Source organism: Listeria aquatica FSL S10-1188 (genome assembly GCF_000525795.1).
GTDB lineage: Bacteria > Bacillota > Bacilli > Lactobacillales > Listeriaceae > Listeria > Listeria aquatica.
Map to the genome: position 1 here is coordinate 63,082 of NZ_AOCG01000012.1, position 15,463 is coordinate 78,544.

The window sequence follows — 15,463 nt, forward strand, 5'->3', positions numbered from 1 at the left end:
TACGAACATTTATTCGCTTTTTGCTTGATTATTTATTTCGAATAAGATATAGTATTTTTAGAGATGAAAAAAGAGAATTATTTACTACCTGCATAAACTGTAGTAGGTAATGAAGGAGGAAATAACGTGAACGATCGTCAAGCGGCTTTAGATCAAGCTTTAAAATCGATTGAAAAACAATTTGGTAAAGGTTCCGTCATGAAATTAGGGGAACATAGCGATCAAAATATATCGACCATATCAAGTGGTTCGTTAGCATTAGATATTGCCCTTGGCGTAGGGGGATATCCACGTGGCCGTATTATTGAAACTTACGGTCCAGAAAGTTCTGGTAAAACAACAGTTGCGCTTCATGCAATAGCAGAAGTACAAAAACAAGGCGGTACAGCAGCTTTCATTGATGCTGAGCATGCCCTTGACCCAACTTATGCGAAAAACTTGGGAGTGGATATTGATGAGTTGCTACTTTCGCAACCAGATACAGGGGAACAAGCCCTTGAAATTGCAGAAGCGCTTGTCCGAAGTGGTGCGATTGATATCCTAGTTATTGACTCTGTTGCAGCACTTGTACCACGAGCAGAAATTGAAGGTGAAATGGGTGATGCGCATGTTGGGTTGCAAGCCCGTTTAATGTCTCAAGCTTTGCGCAAATTATCTGGAGTTATTAATAAGTCCAAAACAATCGCGATTTTTATTAACCAAATTCGTGAAAAAGTCGGCGTGATGTTCGGTAACCCCGAAACAACACCTGGTGGTCGTGCACTTAAATTCTATTCGACAGTTCGTCTTGAAGTTCGTCGTGCAGAGCAGCTAAAGCAAGGTACTGAAGTGATGGGGAACAAAACAAAAATCAAAGTGGTAAAAAATAAAGTGGCGCCGCCATTCCGTGTGGCTGAAGTGGATATCATGTACGGAGAAGGGATTTCTCGTGAAGGTGAACTTGTTGATATGGCAGCTGAAGTGGATGTCATCAATAAGAGCGGTTCGTGGTATTCTTATAATGAAGAGCGGATTGGCCAAGGTCGCGAAAACGCGAAGCAATATTTGAAGGATCATCCGGAAATTCGCGAAGAGATTTCTAAACGAGTTCGTGAGGTTTATGAAATTGATACGAAACTTGAAGATGTTGATACACCAGATGAAACAGACGAGTTTAACTTACTTGAAGATGAATAAAAAAGATAAGGTTAGATAGAAAAATCGTTTTCTTGAAAGTGGAGTGAAATCCAACTTTTAAGAGAGCGTTTTTTTTCTTGATTCTAAGACGGGATTTTCTATAAGGAAAACACGAGCCTTTTCTTGACAATCGCTTGGAACACCGATAGAATTGAATTGTATATTTTACATTGCTGAAAAACAAAAAAGACCTTTTAAAACGTTTTTTAGTAGTAGTCAGAGTAGCACGATTGCTCTGATTAATGATGGAAAATACACTTGTGCCATTTATTTGGCTACCGACATAATAATGACAAAAAATTGAATAGCAAAGGAGGTGTAAGGATGGTTATCACAGTCGCTATCATCTCCGGCTTGCTTTTCTTTATCGTCGGTTTAGTTGTGGGCTCTTTGATTTATAAAGCTAGTTCTGAAAAGAAGTTAGTGGCTTCACGTGGCACCGCTGAACTCATTGTTGAGGATGCAAAGAAAGAAGCAGAAACAATTAAAAAGGAAGCGATGCTTGAAGCAAAAGAAGAGAGTCATCGAGTACGTACTGAAATCGAAAATGAACTTCGTGAGCGAAGAGGAGAGTTACAAAAACAAGAAAATCGCTTATTACAAAGGGAGGAAAACCTCGACCGTAAAGATACTTCTTTAAGTAAAAGAGAAGCTACACTTGAGAAAAAAGAGGAGAATATCAGTAAACGACAACAACATATTGAAGAGAAGGAAAGCAAAATTGACGAGATGATTCAAAAAGGGCAAGATGAATTGGAACGCATTTCCGCACTTTCGAAAGATGAAGCAAAAAATATCATCCTTAACCAAGTTGAAGAGGAGCTTTCTCATGATACAGCAATCATGGTGAAAGAATCAGAAAACAAGGCGAAAGAGGAAGCGGACAAAAAGGCGAAAAATATTCTATCACTTGCCATCCAACGTTGTGCAGCCGATCATGTTGCTGAAACGACCGTGTCAGTTGTTACTCTTCCAAACGATGAAATGAAAGGAAGAATCATTGGTCGCGAAGGACGTAACATTCGGACGCTTGAAACGCTTACGGGGATTGATTTGATCATTGATGATACGCCTGAAGCCGTTATTCTTTCTGGATTTGATCCAATCCGCCGGGAAATTGCTCGGATTGCGCTCGAAAAATTAGTGCAAGATGGACGGATTCACCCAGCGAGAATTGAAGAAATGGTTGACAAGGCTCGTAAAGAAGTTGATGAGCATATCCGCGAAGTTGGAGAGCAAGCAACATTTGAAGTGGGCATCCACTCGCTGCACCCTGATCTGATAAAAATTCTTGGCCGTTTGCGCTATCGTACAAGTTACGGACAAAATGTCTTAAACCACTCACTAGAAGTGGCAAAACTTGCAGGAATACTCGCAGGAGAACTTGGCGAAGATGTGACACTTGCAAAACGAGCAGGTCTTTTGCATGATATTGGGAAGGCAATTGACCATGAAATTGAAGGCAGTCACGTTGAAATTGGTGTGGAACTCGCTACAAAATACAAAGAAAATGAAGTAGTGATTAATAGTATTGCTTCCCACCATGGGGATACAGAACCAACTTCTGTTATCGCTGTTTTAGTTGCTGCTGCAGATGCACTTTCTGCGGCTCGGCCTGGTGCGCGTAGTGAAACGCTTGAAAACTATATCAGACGACTAGAAAAACTAGAAGAAATTTCAGAGTCCTATGAGGGCGTCGAAAAATCTTATGCGATTCAAGCTGGTCGTGAAGTACGGATTATGGTTGAACCCGATGAGATTGATGATCTTGCTTCGTACCGCTTAGCGAGAGATATTCGGAAGCGTATTGAAGAGGAGCTGGATTACCCTGGTCACATCAAAGTAACGGTTATTCGTGAAACGAGAGCTGTTGAATACGCAAAATAAGAAGTAGTTACCCGCGAATTTTATTTCGCGGGTTTTTCTTTGTGTGAAAACCAGGACCTTGCGATTCCTACTTATTTCAGTTACACTTTTATTAGAAAAGGAGTGGTGACAGGTTATGGCAGGACATTCAAAATGGAAAAACATTCAAGGTAGAAAAAATGCTCAAGATTCAAAGCGAGCTAAGGTTTTTCAAAAGTTAGCAAAAGAAATTTACATGGCAGCAAAAAGCGGTCCGGACCCAAGCTTGAATCCGGCACTCCGACTTGTTGTTGATAAAGCAAAAGCTGCTAATATGCCTAATGATAATGTGAAACGTGCTATTCAAAAAGCAGCTGGAAATAATGATGCTGAAAATTATGATGAGGTTTCTTATGAAGGATACGGACCAGGAGGAATTGCTGTCCTTGTGCACGCGCTTACGGATAATAAAAATAGAACGGCAACCAATGTACGAGTTGCTTTTAATAAAAATGGTGGAAGTCTTGGCGAAACTGGGAGCGTCGCTTACATGTTTGAGCGGAAGGGCTATCTTGTTATAGAGCGTGAAGGGTTAGATGTAACTGAAGATGATTTTATGCTCCAAGCTATTGAAGCTGGTGCATCTGATGTAGAGAGTAGTGCAGAAGCTTTTGAAGTTTATACGGAACCTGCAGATTTTACGAGTGTTAAGGATGCTTTGAGTGAGGATGGGTACGAATTTGCTGCAGCGGAATTGAGTATGATTCCTTCTGTTTATAATGAAGTTCCTGAAGGTAAGGAAGCTCAATTTGAAAAGATGATGGATGCGCTTTTGGATGATGACGATGTGCAAGAAGTGTATACGAATGCAAAAGAAGGATAATAAAAAGCGCCTTGCTTATTTACAAGTAAGGCGTTTTTAGATGGAGGGCTGGCGAAATGGAATATTCGGAAATTGTGCGGAGACAAAAAGAATATTTTGCAGGAAATGCTACGAAGACGCTTGAGCATCGTTTGGAAACGCTTCGGCTGCTTGAAGGGCTGTTAAAGAAAAATGAGGCGCATTTTTTAGAAGCGTTAGAGGCAGACCTTGGCAAAAGTGCTGACGAAGCTTTTATGACGGAAATTGGCATTGTTTATGAAGAAATTCGGTTTATGAAGCGTCACTTGAAAAAATGGATGAAAGCGAAATCTGTGAAGACTGCAATGACCCATCTTGCTTCGAAAGCGTGGACCATCCATGAACCTTACGGGGCTGTGCTTGTGATTTCACCTTGGAATTATCCCTATCAACTTGCGTTAACGCCGCTAATCGGAGCTATCGCGAGTGGCAATACTGTGGTTTTAAAGCCTTCTGAGCTTGCTCCGAAAACATCGGATATGCTTTTTCAAGTATTATCTAAGTTTCGTGAAGAGATTATCGCGGTGGTTTTAGGAGATGCTCTTCAAACCACTAAGCTTTTACAGGAGCCGTTTGACTATTGTTTTTTTTACGGGTTCGAGTCGTGTTGGTAAGCTCATCATGGGGCAAGTAGCCGAGCAGCTTATGCCAGTAACACTTGAACTTGGTGGGAAGAGCCCGCTGATTGTTTCAAAAGATGCGGATTTAAAGCTCGCAGCAAAACGTGTGGCTTTTGGAAAATGGTTGAATGCTGGGCAGACGTGTATTGCCCCTGATTACGCATTTGTGGATCAACAAGTTTATGACCAGTTTAAGCAAGAACTTATCATAGCCATTCGCGAACTTTATGGGGAAAATCCGCTTGAAAATAAGAACTATGGGCGGATTGTTAATCAGGCTCATTTTAAGCGGCTTCGAAGTTACGTAGATGGGATTCAAATGGATGAGCAGACACTAAAAATGGCTCCATTTCTGTTGGAAAATCCTGATCCGGATAGTTCTGTCATGCAAGAGGAAATTTTTGGTCCAATTTTGCCTCTTTATTCGTATCAAAATCTAGAGGATGTTCTTCGGTTTATTAAGGAACGTCCGAAACCTTTAGCGCTTTATTTATTCACGAAAAATCGTGAATTAGAACGAAAGGTGTTATTTGAAACGTCATCTGGTAGTGTTTGTGTGAACGATACGCTGATGCAAATTTCCACGCCTTATTTACCATTTGGTGGTGTGGGTGCGAGCGGCATGGGAAGTTACCATGGATACCAGAGTTTTGAAACGTTTTCTCATCAAAAAAGTGTTCTGAGGCAACCTAATTGGTTAGATTTTGGATTTCGATATCCTAGTTCAAAGTGGCGAGGGAAATTTTTACGTCTGATTTTCAAATGAGAAAATGGGGTTCTTGCGCGGGGCGCTCGCTTTTTTGTACAATGAAAAGGTGAAACCGTTTAAGGGCTTTAAGTAGCGGAAGGGAGCTTGCGGGTTCTTGCGAAAGTAGCACGAATGTTCGACTTGTGCTATTATTGTTTTTAACGGTACTTTAGAAGGGACGAAATCATGTGTACGATTATATTAAGGGAACTATTACGGCGGTAACGCCTGAGTATATTGTCGTAGAGGCAGGGCAGATTGGTTATAGCATCATTACGGGGAATCCGTTTTCCTTCTCTGCGCTTGAAGGTAAGGAAACAAAGGTTTATTTGTATCAAAATGTACGAGAAGATAGTTTAACGCTGTTTGGCTTTAAAACGCTTGAGGAGCGGTTTTTATTTAAAAAGCTATTAAGTGTTTCTGGCATTGGCCCGAAAAGTGCGCTTGCGATCGTTGCTTCAGGAGATGCGGCCAAACTAATTTCTGCGATTGAAGCGGAAGATGATGTTTTCTTAACGAAATTCCCAAGTGTTGGTAAGAAAACGGCAAGGCAAATCATCCTCGATTTAAAAGGAAAACTGGGTGATGTAGCGGTAAACGAAATTCATATCGAACCGGTGAAGCAAGAACTAACGGACGGGCTTTCGCCAGAACTTGAAGAAGCTTTGCTTGCGCTCCAGGCGCTTGGTTATAGTGACCGGGAGCTTAAGAAAGTGCTACCAAAATTGAAAGAAGAAAAACTCTCAAGCGATGAAGCGATTAAACTTGCGCTTCGCTTGATGACCAGTTAGGAGGCTAAAAAGTGGAAGATCGGATTGTTTCGTCAGAAAATGTGAATCAGGAAGAGATTTCGTTTGAAACGAGCCTAAGGCCACAACTTCTTACTGAATATATCGGTCAAGATAAAGTCAAACAAAACTTGGCGATTTTTATTGAAGCTGCTAGGCAACGTGAGGAAGCCTTAGATCATGTGCTTCTTTATGGACCTCCTGGACTTGGGAAAACGACTCTTGCGATGGTGATTGCAAATGAACTTGGAACAAATATTAGAACGACAAGTGGGCCGGCAATTGAACGGCCAGGAGACCTTGCTACGATTTTAACAGCTCTAGAACCAGGCGATGTTTTATTCATTGATGAAATTCATCGACTTTCAAAAGCGGTTGAAGAAATCCTTTACCCTGCCATGGAAGACTATTGTTTAGATATCGTGATCGGGACAGGACCCACTGCTAAATCTGTCCGACTGGATTTGCCACCATTTACACTAATTGGAGCGACAACGCGTGCAGGTCAGCTTTCTGCGCCGCTCCGCGATCGTTTTGGCGTCGTGGATCATCTGGAATTTTATACAGAAAATCAGCTTGAGGATATTGTGGTTCGTACAGCCAAGATTTTGTCGACAGAAATTAATCATGGCGGGGCGCTTGAAATTGCAAGACGGTCACGGGGAACCCCGCGTATTGCTAATCGGCTGTTAAAGCGTGTCCGAGATTTTGCCCAAGTAAAAGGAAACGGTCTTGTTGATTTTGCAATTGCAGAGGAAGCCTTGACACTTCTTCGGGTGGATCCGCGCGGGCTTGATACGATTGACCAGAGGTTGCTTGAAACGATTATTCGTTCTTTTCGCGGGGGGCCTGTTGGGCTTGATACGATTTCTGCGAGTATTGGTGAGGAACGAGAAACGATTGAAGACATGCATGAACCTTATTTACTTCAAATCGGTTTTTTACAGCGAACGCCGCGTGGACGACTAGCAACGTCGCTTGCTTATAAACATTTAGGAATGGAAGAAAAGGGTGCTGAATAGATGAAAGTAGAAGATTTTGATTTTGACTTGCCTGAGGAATTGATTGCGCAAACTCCACTGCTTGACCGAACTGCAAGTCGCTTAATGCTTGTGGATAAAGAAACCGGCGAATTAAAAGATGACACCTTTAAAGCCATTGTTTCGGAATTACACACAGGTGACGCGCTTGTGTTAAATGATACGAGAGTTTTACCAGCACGGTTACACGGGATTAAAGAAGAAACAGGAGCTCATATTGAAGTGCTCTTGCTCAAGCAGCAAGAAGGAAATGCTTGGGAAACGCTCGTGAAACCTGCTAAGCGAATTCGCAAGGGAGCGAAGATTAGGTTTGGGGATGGTGAACTTGAAGCGGTTTGTCTCGAAGAATTAGAACACGGTGGACGAATTTTAGAGTTTCATTATCAAGGGATTTTTTATGAAATCTTGGAACAACTTGGGGAAATGCCACTTCCGCCATATATTAAAGAGCAACTAGAGGATGGAGATCGCTATCAAACGGTCTATGCAAAAGAAAATGGCTCGGCTGCGGCTCCCACTGCTGGACTGCATTTTACTGAGGAGTTGTTGGATGAAATTAAAGCGAAAGGTGTCAAAGTTTGTTTTTTAACACTTCACGTGGGGCTTGGAACCTTTCGTCCTGTCGACGTTGAGGATACCGAAAATCATAAGATGCATTCGGAATTTTATCGCTTAACGGAAGAAACAGCTGCTATTTTAAATGAAGTGAAACAAAATGGGGGTCGAATTGTTGCAGTTGGAACGACTTCGATTCGCACACTTGAAACGATTGCATCAAAATTTGATGGGCGTCTTCAAGCTGATTCGGGCTGGACGGATATTTTTATTTCGCCGGGGTATACATTTAAAGCTGTAGATGCCTTAATTACGAATTTCCATCTGCCTAAATCTACTTTAATCATGCTTGTTTCTGCGCTTGCATCACGAGAAATTATTTTAAAAGCTTATGCACATGCTGTAAGTGAACGATACCGTTTCTTTAGTTTCGGTGATGCCATGTTTATTCATTAAGGAAGAGAAAAGAGGATTTTTTTCTGAAAAGGCTTGAGTTCTCTCTTTTTTTTTCGTTATGCTATTCAGTAGAGTAAAACAGAAAGAGGTTTGAAATGGCTGCAATTTCTTATGAATTAATTAAAACGGATAAGAAGACGGGTGCGCGTTTAGGAAAGCTACATACGCCGCACGGCACGTTTGAAACACCAATGTTTATGCCTGTTGGGACACAAGCTACTGTGAAAACGATGTCTCCTGAAGAGTTGAAACAAATGGGTGCTGGAGTAATCTTAAGTAATACGTATCATCTCTGGCTTCGTCCAGGTGAAAAGCTTGTGGAAGAAGCGGGTGGGTTACACCGCTTTATGAACTGGGATCAACCTATTTTGACTGATTCTGGTGGCTTTCAAGTTTTTAGTTTAAGTGACATGCGTGATATCAAAGAAGAAGGCGTGCATTTTAGGAATCATTTAAACGGAGACAAATTATTTTTATCTCCGGAGAAAGCGATTCAAATTCAGAATTCGCTTGGTGCCGATATTATGATGAGTTTTGATGAATGTCCACCGTATCCAGCTACGCATGACTATATGAAACGCTCTGTTGAACGAACATCTAGATGGGCTGAGCGCGGTCTTAAGGCACACATGAAGCCTGAGACGCAAGGGCTATTTGGAATAGTTCAAGGTGGCGCTTATGAGGATTTACGCACACAAAGTGCTAAAGAGCTTGTTTCACTTGATTTCCCGGGATACTCCATTGGAGGACTTTCAGTCGGGGAACCTAAAGATGTGATGAATCAAGTTCTAGAATACACGACGCCACTGCTTCCAAGCGGCAAGCCTCGTTATTTGATGGGTGTTGGATCTCCAGATTCACTAATTGATGGTGTGATTCGTGGGATTGATATGTTTGACTGTGTTTTACCAACGCGAATTGCTCGAAATGGAACGTGTATGACTTCTAATGGTCGACTAGTCATTAAAAATGCTAAGTTTGCGCACGATTTCGGACCGCTTGATGAAAATTGTGATTGCTACACTTGTCGCCATTATTCGCGGGCTTATATTCGTCACTTGATTCGTTGTGATGAAACTTTTGGAATAAGGCTTACAACTTATCATAATCTTTATTTTCTGTTAAACTTGATGGAAAAGGTTCGAAATGCCATCCGTGAAGATGCATTACTTGAATTTCGTGAAGAATTTTTTGAGCAATACGGATTTAATGGTCCGAATGCGAAAAATTTTTAATAAATTTATTTGGATATCTTGAGAGGAGCTGAAAGTCTTTGAACGGTTTATTAACATTTCTTCCAATTATCTTGATGATTGTTTTGTTCTACTTCTTACTTATCAGACCACAACAAAAGCGTCAAAAAGAAGTTGCGAATATGCAAAACAGTCTTTCTAAGGGAGACAAAATCATCACAATTGGTGGTTTACATGGGGTTGTCGATGCAATTGAAGAGGGTATCGTCATCTTGAAATGCGGGAATGCCAAATTAACATTTGATCGCAATGCGATTCGTACGGTTCTTGAAAAAGGAAGTACAGTTGCTGCAGAACCTGCTGCACCAAAAGCTACAGAAGAAGTTTCTGAAGACGCAAAAGAAGAAAATAAATAAAAAAATCAACCGCTCTCAAGTCTATTGGAGCGGTTTTTTTTGTATTTAAATGTGTCAATTTAGTGGTATTTTTGCATTTCCACTTTTCATTTAGCCGAGTTTTAGATAGAATAAGGATAGTTGATTGTAAAGTGGGAGGGGAGTAAAATGAAAACACTTGAAGAATGGTATGATTTATTAACGCCAGCCATCTCCATTAGAGTTAAGGACTTTCATCTCTTGGGCTACCGGGAAATTAAACCGGAACACATTTGGGATTTCCTGACCGATGTGAAGTGGGTCGAGAAGCCTTCTCCGAATTTGCATGAGCGCGTGAATGATATTATGCAAATGAACATTGGACAATTAATGGAATTTATTACAAAGGAATCAAAAAGACCAGAAGAAAATACGCACACACTTGATCAAGCACTTGTAGAGGAAGTTCTTCAAAATACGAATGAAGCCGAAGCGCATGAAGAACGGGATTCCGTTCAAGATTCTTTTTCTGTTGAAGACGAATCTAAAGAACAGTATCAAGAAGAAAGCAAAATAGAGGATACAACAGAAGAAAAGTAAGTATCGCCTGCGTGCAGTGTTAATGGTTTTGATGAGGGAGGAAAAAAGCAAAAATGGTTAAAAAGAGCAAGTTGATTACCTTTTTCCTAATCGTCGCCATTATTTTCGGTGTCGTCATTGGAACAACGAAAATGGTGCTCGACAAAATTAATTTAGGACTCGATCTCCAGGGTGGTTTTGAAGTTTTATATCAAGTCGAACCTGCGAGTGGAAAAGGTAAAGTCACAAAAGAAACACTTACCGATACTGTAAGTGCACTCGATCGCCGGATTAACAGCATTGGTGTTGCTGAACCGGTTATCACAATTGAAGGAAATAACCGCATTCGCGTTCAGCTTGCGGGAGTTACAGACCAAAACCAAGCCAGAAAAATGCTTTCGACAACAGCGGAATTATCGTTTAGAGATGCGAAAGACAAATTGATGCTTGATGGGTCTGATCTTGTTCCTGGTGGAGCAAAACAAGCTTTCACGGACACTAACCAACCAATTGTTACTTTAAAACTAAAAAGTGCGGATAAATTCGCGAAAGTAACAAAAGATATTCTTGGTGAAGCACCAAATAATCAACTGGTTATTTGGTTGGACTGGAAAAAAGGACAGAAATATGAAGAAGAAAAAACGAAAAAAAGATCCAGCTTACTTGTCCGCACCAAATGTCAGCAAAGTGATTGACGATAACAATGTACAAATAGAAGGAAACTTTACAACAAAAGAAGCAAAAGATTTAGCGAACTTGTTAAATTCTGGGGCACTACCAGTTAAGATGAAAGAAGTGTACTCCACTTCCGTTGGTGCTCAGTTTGGTCAAGATGCGCTTAATCAAACAATTCTTGCGGGAATTATCGGGGTTGCAGCGATCTTTATCTTTATGCTCGTTGTTTACCGTATTCCTGGTATCATCGCTTGTATTACATTAACAGCTTATACGTATATCGTACTTTTGATTCTGGCGCTCTTAAATGCGACGCTTACGCTCCCGGGTATTGCCGGGCTGATTCTCGGGATTGGGATGGCGGTCGATGCGAACGTCATCACCTACGAGCGGATCAAGGAAGAGCTTAAAGTCGGAAGGTCGACAAAAGCGGCCTTTGAAGTCGGCGGAAAAGAAGCCTTCCGTGCGATCTTTGATGGAAATATCTCAACACTACTCGTTGCAGTTGTCTTGTTCTATTTTGGAACAAGCTCAGTAAAAGGATTTGCAACGGTACTGATCATCAGTATTCTTGTCAGCTTCTTAACAGCTGTTTGGGGTTCGCGTGTCCTACTGGGACTGCTTGTTAAGAGCAATGTTTTAAACAATAAACCACGTCTCTTTACCGTGAATCCAAGAGATATTCATAACTTACACGACGGCGTTAGCACCTATGATTTGAAAACGCATTTTGACCGGTTCGATTTTGTCAAGAATCACCGGATGTTCCTTGGTATTTTTGCGGCAATTACGATTGCGGGCATTATCATTTTAAGTGTATTCAAATTGAACCTTGGAATTGATTTTGCGAGTGGTACACGTGCTGAAGTGACTTCGGATTCGAAACTAACGGAACAACAAATCAAGAAGGACTTAAATGAAATTAAGATGCCTTCAGATGATATTGTGTTCCAAGGTAAGAATTCGACGACGGCTGTTGTGTCATTTAAAGGGGCGCTAAGCCAGTCGGAAATTGCGAAATTTAAAACGCATTTTGATGACAAGTATAAACATGAACCAAGCATTAGCACGGTAACACCAACTGTCGGAAAAGAATTAGCTAAAAATGGCTTGTATGCACTTGCTATTGCATCCATCTTAATTGTGATTTACATTGCGATTCGTTTCGAATTCTATATGGGAATTGCTGCTATTCTTTCCTTGCTATTTGATGCTTTCGTGATTTTCATCTTCTTCAGTATTTTCAGGCTGGAGGTTGATATCACCTTCATTGCCGCCGTGCTTACGGTTATCGGGTATTCTATCAATGATACGATCGTGACCGCTGACCGGATTCGCGATATTGGTAGAAAAATGAAGACCTACAAGACGAAAGACGATGTCGCTTTCGCTGTGAATCATGGTCTAAGACAAACCTTTACACGGTCAATTAATACAATCTTGACTGTCATTTTCACGGTGCTTGCTTTAGTACTTTTCGGAAGCGAATCAATTTTGAACTTCTCGATCGCGCTTCTTGTTGGACTGGTATCGAGTGTGTTCTCTTCGATCTTCATGGCAATGCAACTTTGGTACGTCTTTAAATCACATCAAGTGAAGAAAAAAGGTCCGATTCAAAATGTGAAGAAAAAAGAAAAAAGCGTAACCCAGGTCAACCTGTGGTATAGAATAGTGTAAAGTGAAAAGCCGAAAAATATTTTTCGGCTTTCGCTTTTCAAATTTATTGTTTTGGGGGATGGAGTCATATGAAAAACCAGTGGCAAGTTATTTTGGGAATATTGTTAGTGCTGTTTATCGCGATTTTTGCGGTGATCAATGTGGATTCAGTCCAGGTGAATTTCTTATTTGCCAAGGCTGAGTGGCCACTTGTATTAGTTATTTTGGGATCAGTTTTAATTGGTTGCTTGATCATTTTCTTCTTGAATATTGCTAAGGTACGAAGCGGAAATAAACAAATCAAACATTTGAAAGAAGAAAATACGGAGCTATCTCGCAAACTTGCAGCGGCCGAAGCTATGCATGGCAAAAAGTCAACGATTGACGTTGGGGATAAAAAAGAAACGAAAGAAGAAACAAAAAAAGCCAACCCTGTAAGGGTTTGGCTTTTTTTGTTTCCTTATAAAAGAAATTCTGCTGTCAAAATAAGGGAAAGTTCGGTATAATAGGAGGGTTGAAAGGTGGAACGATTGTGATTCATTCAAAATACATTTGGAAAACAGAAGAAATCGCGAAAGATAAAATAGCCTTACTTGCCGAAGAGTTGGGCGTTTCGCCTGTTCTCGCAGAAATGCTCTCGAAGCGAAAAGTTACAACAAAAGGGCAGCTAGATAAATTTTTCCATCCAGATAAATTTTCTGCCTACGATCCATTTTTACTGAAAGAAATGGATATTGCAGTGGAACGAATTAAACAAGCTATTCATCAAAATGAAAAAATAATGATCTATGGGGACTATGATGCAGACGGTGTGACAAGCATTGCCGTTTTATTTAAGTCGCTTGAAAAATTAGGTGCTCAAGTCGATTTTTATATTCCCAACCGTTTCACAGAAGGATATGGACCTAATAAAGAGGCCTTTCAAATGATTAAAAATCAAGGATATGACCTTTTAATCACAGTGGATAACGGAATTGCGGCGCTTGATGTCATGGACTTTGCAAAAGAAATCGATTTGGATGTGATTGTGACTGATCACCACGAAAAAAGAGAAACCCTTCCGAAAGCCGTCGCTGTGATTCATCCGCGCCACCCGCTTTCAGAGTATCCTTTTCATGATCTAGCGGGAGTGGGGGTTAGCTATAAGTTATCGCACGCACTGCTTGGCGAAGAGCCTGAAGAGTTACTTGACCTTGTTGCGGTTGGAACGGTCGCAGATCTTGTTTCATTAACTGATGAGAACCGGTTACTTGTTCAAAAAGGACTTCAAGTTCTTCGGAGCACTCCGAATCTTGGACTACAGTCTCTTGCTAAAAAGGCAGGAGCTAAGTTACATGAAGCGACTGAGGAAACGATTGGTTTTAGCCTCGCGCCTCGACTAAACGCGGTGGGAAGGCTAGGAGATGCAGATCCAGCTTGTGAACTCCTTCTTGCGCAGATGGACGAAGAAGCAGATGAACTCGCGCAATTGATTGATGAAGCGAACAAAGAGCGCCGTGCACTCGTTCAAGATATGACAAAACAGGCTTCTCAAATGGTTGAAGAGATGGTGAAAATGCCAAGCATGATTGTTGTGTCTGCTAAGGGCTGGAACGCGGGGGTTTTGGGAATTGTTGCTTCGCGTCTCGTTGAGAAATTTGGAAGGCCAACGATTTGTCTTGCAATTGATGAAGAAACTGGACTTGCCAAAGGTTCGGGACGAAGTGTTCCGGCTTTTCACCTTTATCAAGAGCTTGATCAAAACCGCGACCTTTTAGAAGCATTTGGAGGGCATCCGATGGCTGCTGGACTGACGCTACGTGTGGATGCAATCCTTGAGTTTACGGAAAATATGGAAAAGCAAGCCGCCAAGCTTTCTCAAGAAGATTTGAAGCCGGCGCTTCTTATTGAAGATACTATTTCACTTGAAACAGCTAGTTTATCTTTCATTCAAATGGTGGAACAAATGGCACCGTTTGGAACTGGGAACCCCAAACCGCTATTCAAATTTGCAGGTGTGCATCTTGAGGGGACGAAGCAAATTGGAGCGGATAAGACGCATCTTAAAAACCTTCTTGAAAAAAGATGGAGTTTCATTAGATGCGGTTGGATTTAACATCGGTCACCTTGTGTCTGAGCTTTCTCCGGCTGCGGAAGTGGATGTTGTCGGGGAACTTTCGGTTAATGAGTGGAATAATGTGCGAAAGCCGCAGCTACGTCTTGTGGACCTTTCTGTTGCGCACTGGCAAGTGTTTGATGTCCGGAACCGCACGGAATGGAATCAATTACTTCGCGAGAAAAAAAAGTGAGCGTATTTTTATCTGTTTTGAAGAGTCAAGTAAACAAGCGCTTGCGAATTTGGAAGAAACGGTGGTTGCGTTTAGTGATTCAGTTGACCCGTCTTTACTACCCAAATCTGAGGAAGTCATTTTTGCTGATATTCCACAAGAAGTGGGTCAGCTTGAACGTATAGTGCAGGAAATTCAGCCAGAAAAAATTTACTTTCATTTTAATTCTGGAGAAAATAATGAGATGGATCGCTTGCCTGACAGAAAAGCATTCGCTTCGCTTTACGGACTCATTAAAAAATTCCAACCATTTTCGCTAAGTCAGTATGAAGAAGCATTGACCCGAAAATTTGGATGGAGCAAACAACAAATTGAGTTTATGTCAGGCGTGTTTTTTGAACTGAATTTTGTTAAAATGGAAGGTGATGTGATGACGCTTCAAGAAACAGCAGGGAAACGAAACTTAGAGGAAGCGGAACTGTATCAGCGGAAAGAACGCGAACTGGAAACACGACAAAAACTGCTTTACGCCAGTTATTCAGATTTACTCAATTGGATGAAGCAGATCATGGAGTAATAGCTCTAAAACT

The 15,463-nt window shown here is 41.2% G+C and carries 9 protein-coding genes and 4 pseudogenes; all 13 read left to right on the forward strand.

The annotated features are described in order from the left end of the window. Positions 1–126: 126 nt before the first annotated feature. The 13 genes and pseudogenes from recA (at position 127) to recJ (ending at position 15,450) form a co-directional block, all read left to right on the forward strand. Positions 127–1,176 (forward strand): recombinase RecA, encoded by a 1,050-nt coding sequence (gene recA / locus MAQA_RS09365; protein ID WP_036073387.1) that lies wholly within the window; start codon positions 127–129, stop codon positions 1,174–1,176. A 324-nt stretch (positions 1,177–1,500) separates the two neighbouring features. Further along, on the forward strand, positions 1,501–3,063 hold the full coding sequence (gene rny / locus MAQA_RS09370) for a ribonuclease Y (RefSeq protein ID WP_036073389.1): 1,563 nt from the start codon (positions 1,501–1,503) through the stop codon (positions 3,061–3,063). Positions 3,064–3,178: 115 nt separating this feature from the next. Further along, positions 3,179–3,904, forward strand: coding sequence for a YebC/PmpR family DNA-binding transcriptional regulator (locus tag MAQA_RS09375; RefSeq protein WP_036073392.1), 726 nt, complete (start codon positions 3,179–3,181; stop codon positions 3,902–3,904). Positions 3,905–3,960: 56 nt separating this feature from the next. Beyond that, a pseudogene (locus MAQA_RS09380) lies at positions 3,961–5,308 on the forward strand (aldehyde dehydrogenase). A gap of 170 nt (positions 5,309–5,478) precedes the next feature. Further along, a complete protein-coding gene (gene ruvA, locus MAQA_RS09385; RefSeq protein ID WP_036073395.1) occupies positions 5,479–6,081 on the forward strand; it encodes a Holliday junction branch migration protein RuvA in 603 nt (200 codons plus the stop codon). A gap of 11 nt (positions 6,082–6,092) precedes the next feature. After that, entirely contained in the window at positions 6,093–7,100 is a 1,008-nt protein-coding gene (gene ruvB, locus MAQA_RS09390; RefSeq protein ID WP_036073398.1) for a Holliday junction branch migration DNA helicase RuvB, read from the forward strand. Then, positions 7,101–8,129: a tRNA preQ1(34) S-adenosylmethionine ribosyltransferase-isomerase QueA gene (gene queA, locus MAQA_RS09395; RefSeq protein WP_036073400.1), complete on the forward strand. Its 1,029-nt coding sequence runs from the start codon at positions 7,101–7,103 to the stop codon at positions 8,127–8,129. 95 nt (positions 8,130–8,224) lie between these two features. Further along, positions 8,225–9,364 carry a tRNA guanosine(34) transglycosylase Tgt gene (gene tgt, locus MAQA_RS09400; RefSeq protein ID WP_036073402.1) on the forward strand — a complete coding sequence of 380 codons (1,140 nt, stop codon included), beginning with the start codon at positions 8,225–8,227 and terminating at the stop codon, positions 9,362–9,364. A gap of 38 nt (positions 9,365–9,402) precedes the next feature. After that, the gene (gene yajC / locus MAQA_RS09405) at positions 9,403–9,738 is read left to right on the forward strand and encodes a preprotein translocase subunit YajC (protein WP_036073404.1); all 336 of its coding nucleotides are present in this window, start codon (positions 9,403–9,405) and stop codon (positions 9,736–9,738) included. Positions 9,739–9,885: 147 nt separating this feature from the next. Further along, positions 9,886–10,134 (forward strand): annotated as a pseudogene (locus tag MAQA_RS09410) (post-transcriptional regulator); the annotation flags it as partial. Positions 10,135–10,349: 215 nt separating this feature from the next. Continuing rightward, positions 10,350–12,617, forward strand: a pseudogene (secDF, locus tag MAQA_RS09415) (protein translocase subunit SecDF). Positions 12,618–12,695: 78 nt separating this feature from the next. Continuing rightward, positions 12,696–13,112 carry a LapA family protein gene (locus tag MAQA_RS09420; RefSeq protein ID WP_077913593.1) on the forward strand — a complete coding sequence of 139 codons (417 nt, stop codon included), beginning with the start codon at positions 12,696–12,698 and terminating at the stop codon, positions 13,110–13,112. A 26-nt stretch (positions 13,113–13,138) separates the two neighbouring features. Then, positions 13,139–15,450 (forward strand): annotated as a pseudogene (gene recJ / locus MAQA_RS09425) (single-stranded-DNA-specific exonuclease RecJ). Positions 15,451–15,463 lie beyond the last annotated feature (13 nt).

Bases quoted from the DNA above. Each gene is read 5' to 3' on its own strand.
- MAQA_RS09420 (WP_077913593.1), top strand. From the start codon at position 12,696: ATGAAAAACCAGTGGCAAGTTATTTTGGGAATATTGTTAGTGCTGTTT.
- tgt (WP_036073402.1), top strand. From the start codon at position 8,225: ATGGCTGCAATTTCTTATGAATTAATTAAAACGGATAAGAAGACGGGT.
- rny (WP_036073389.1), top strand. From the start codon at position 1,501: ATGGTTATCACAGTCGCTATCATCTCCGGCTTGCTTTTCTTTATCGTC.
- MAQA_RS09375 (WP_036073392.1), top strand. From the start codon at position 3,179: ATGGCAGGACATTCAAAATGGAAAAACATTCAAGGTAGAAAAAATGCT.
- queA (WP_036073400.1), top strand. From the start codon at position 7,101: ATGAAAGTAGAAGATTTTGATTTTGACTTGCCTGAGGAATTGATTGCG.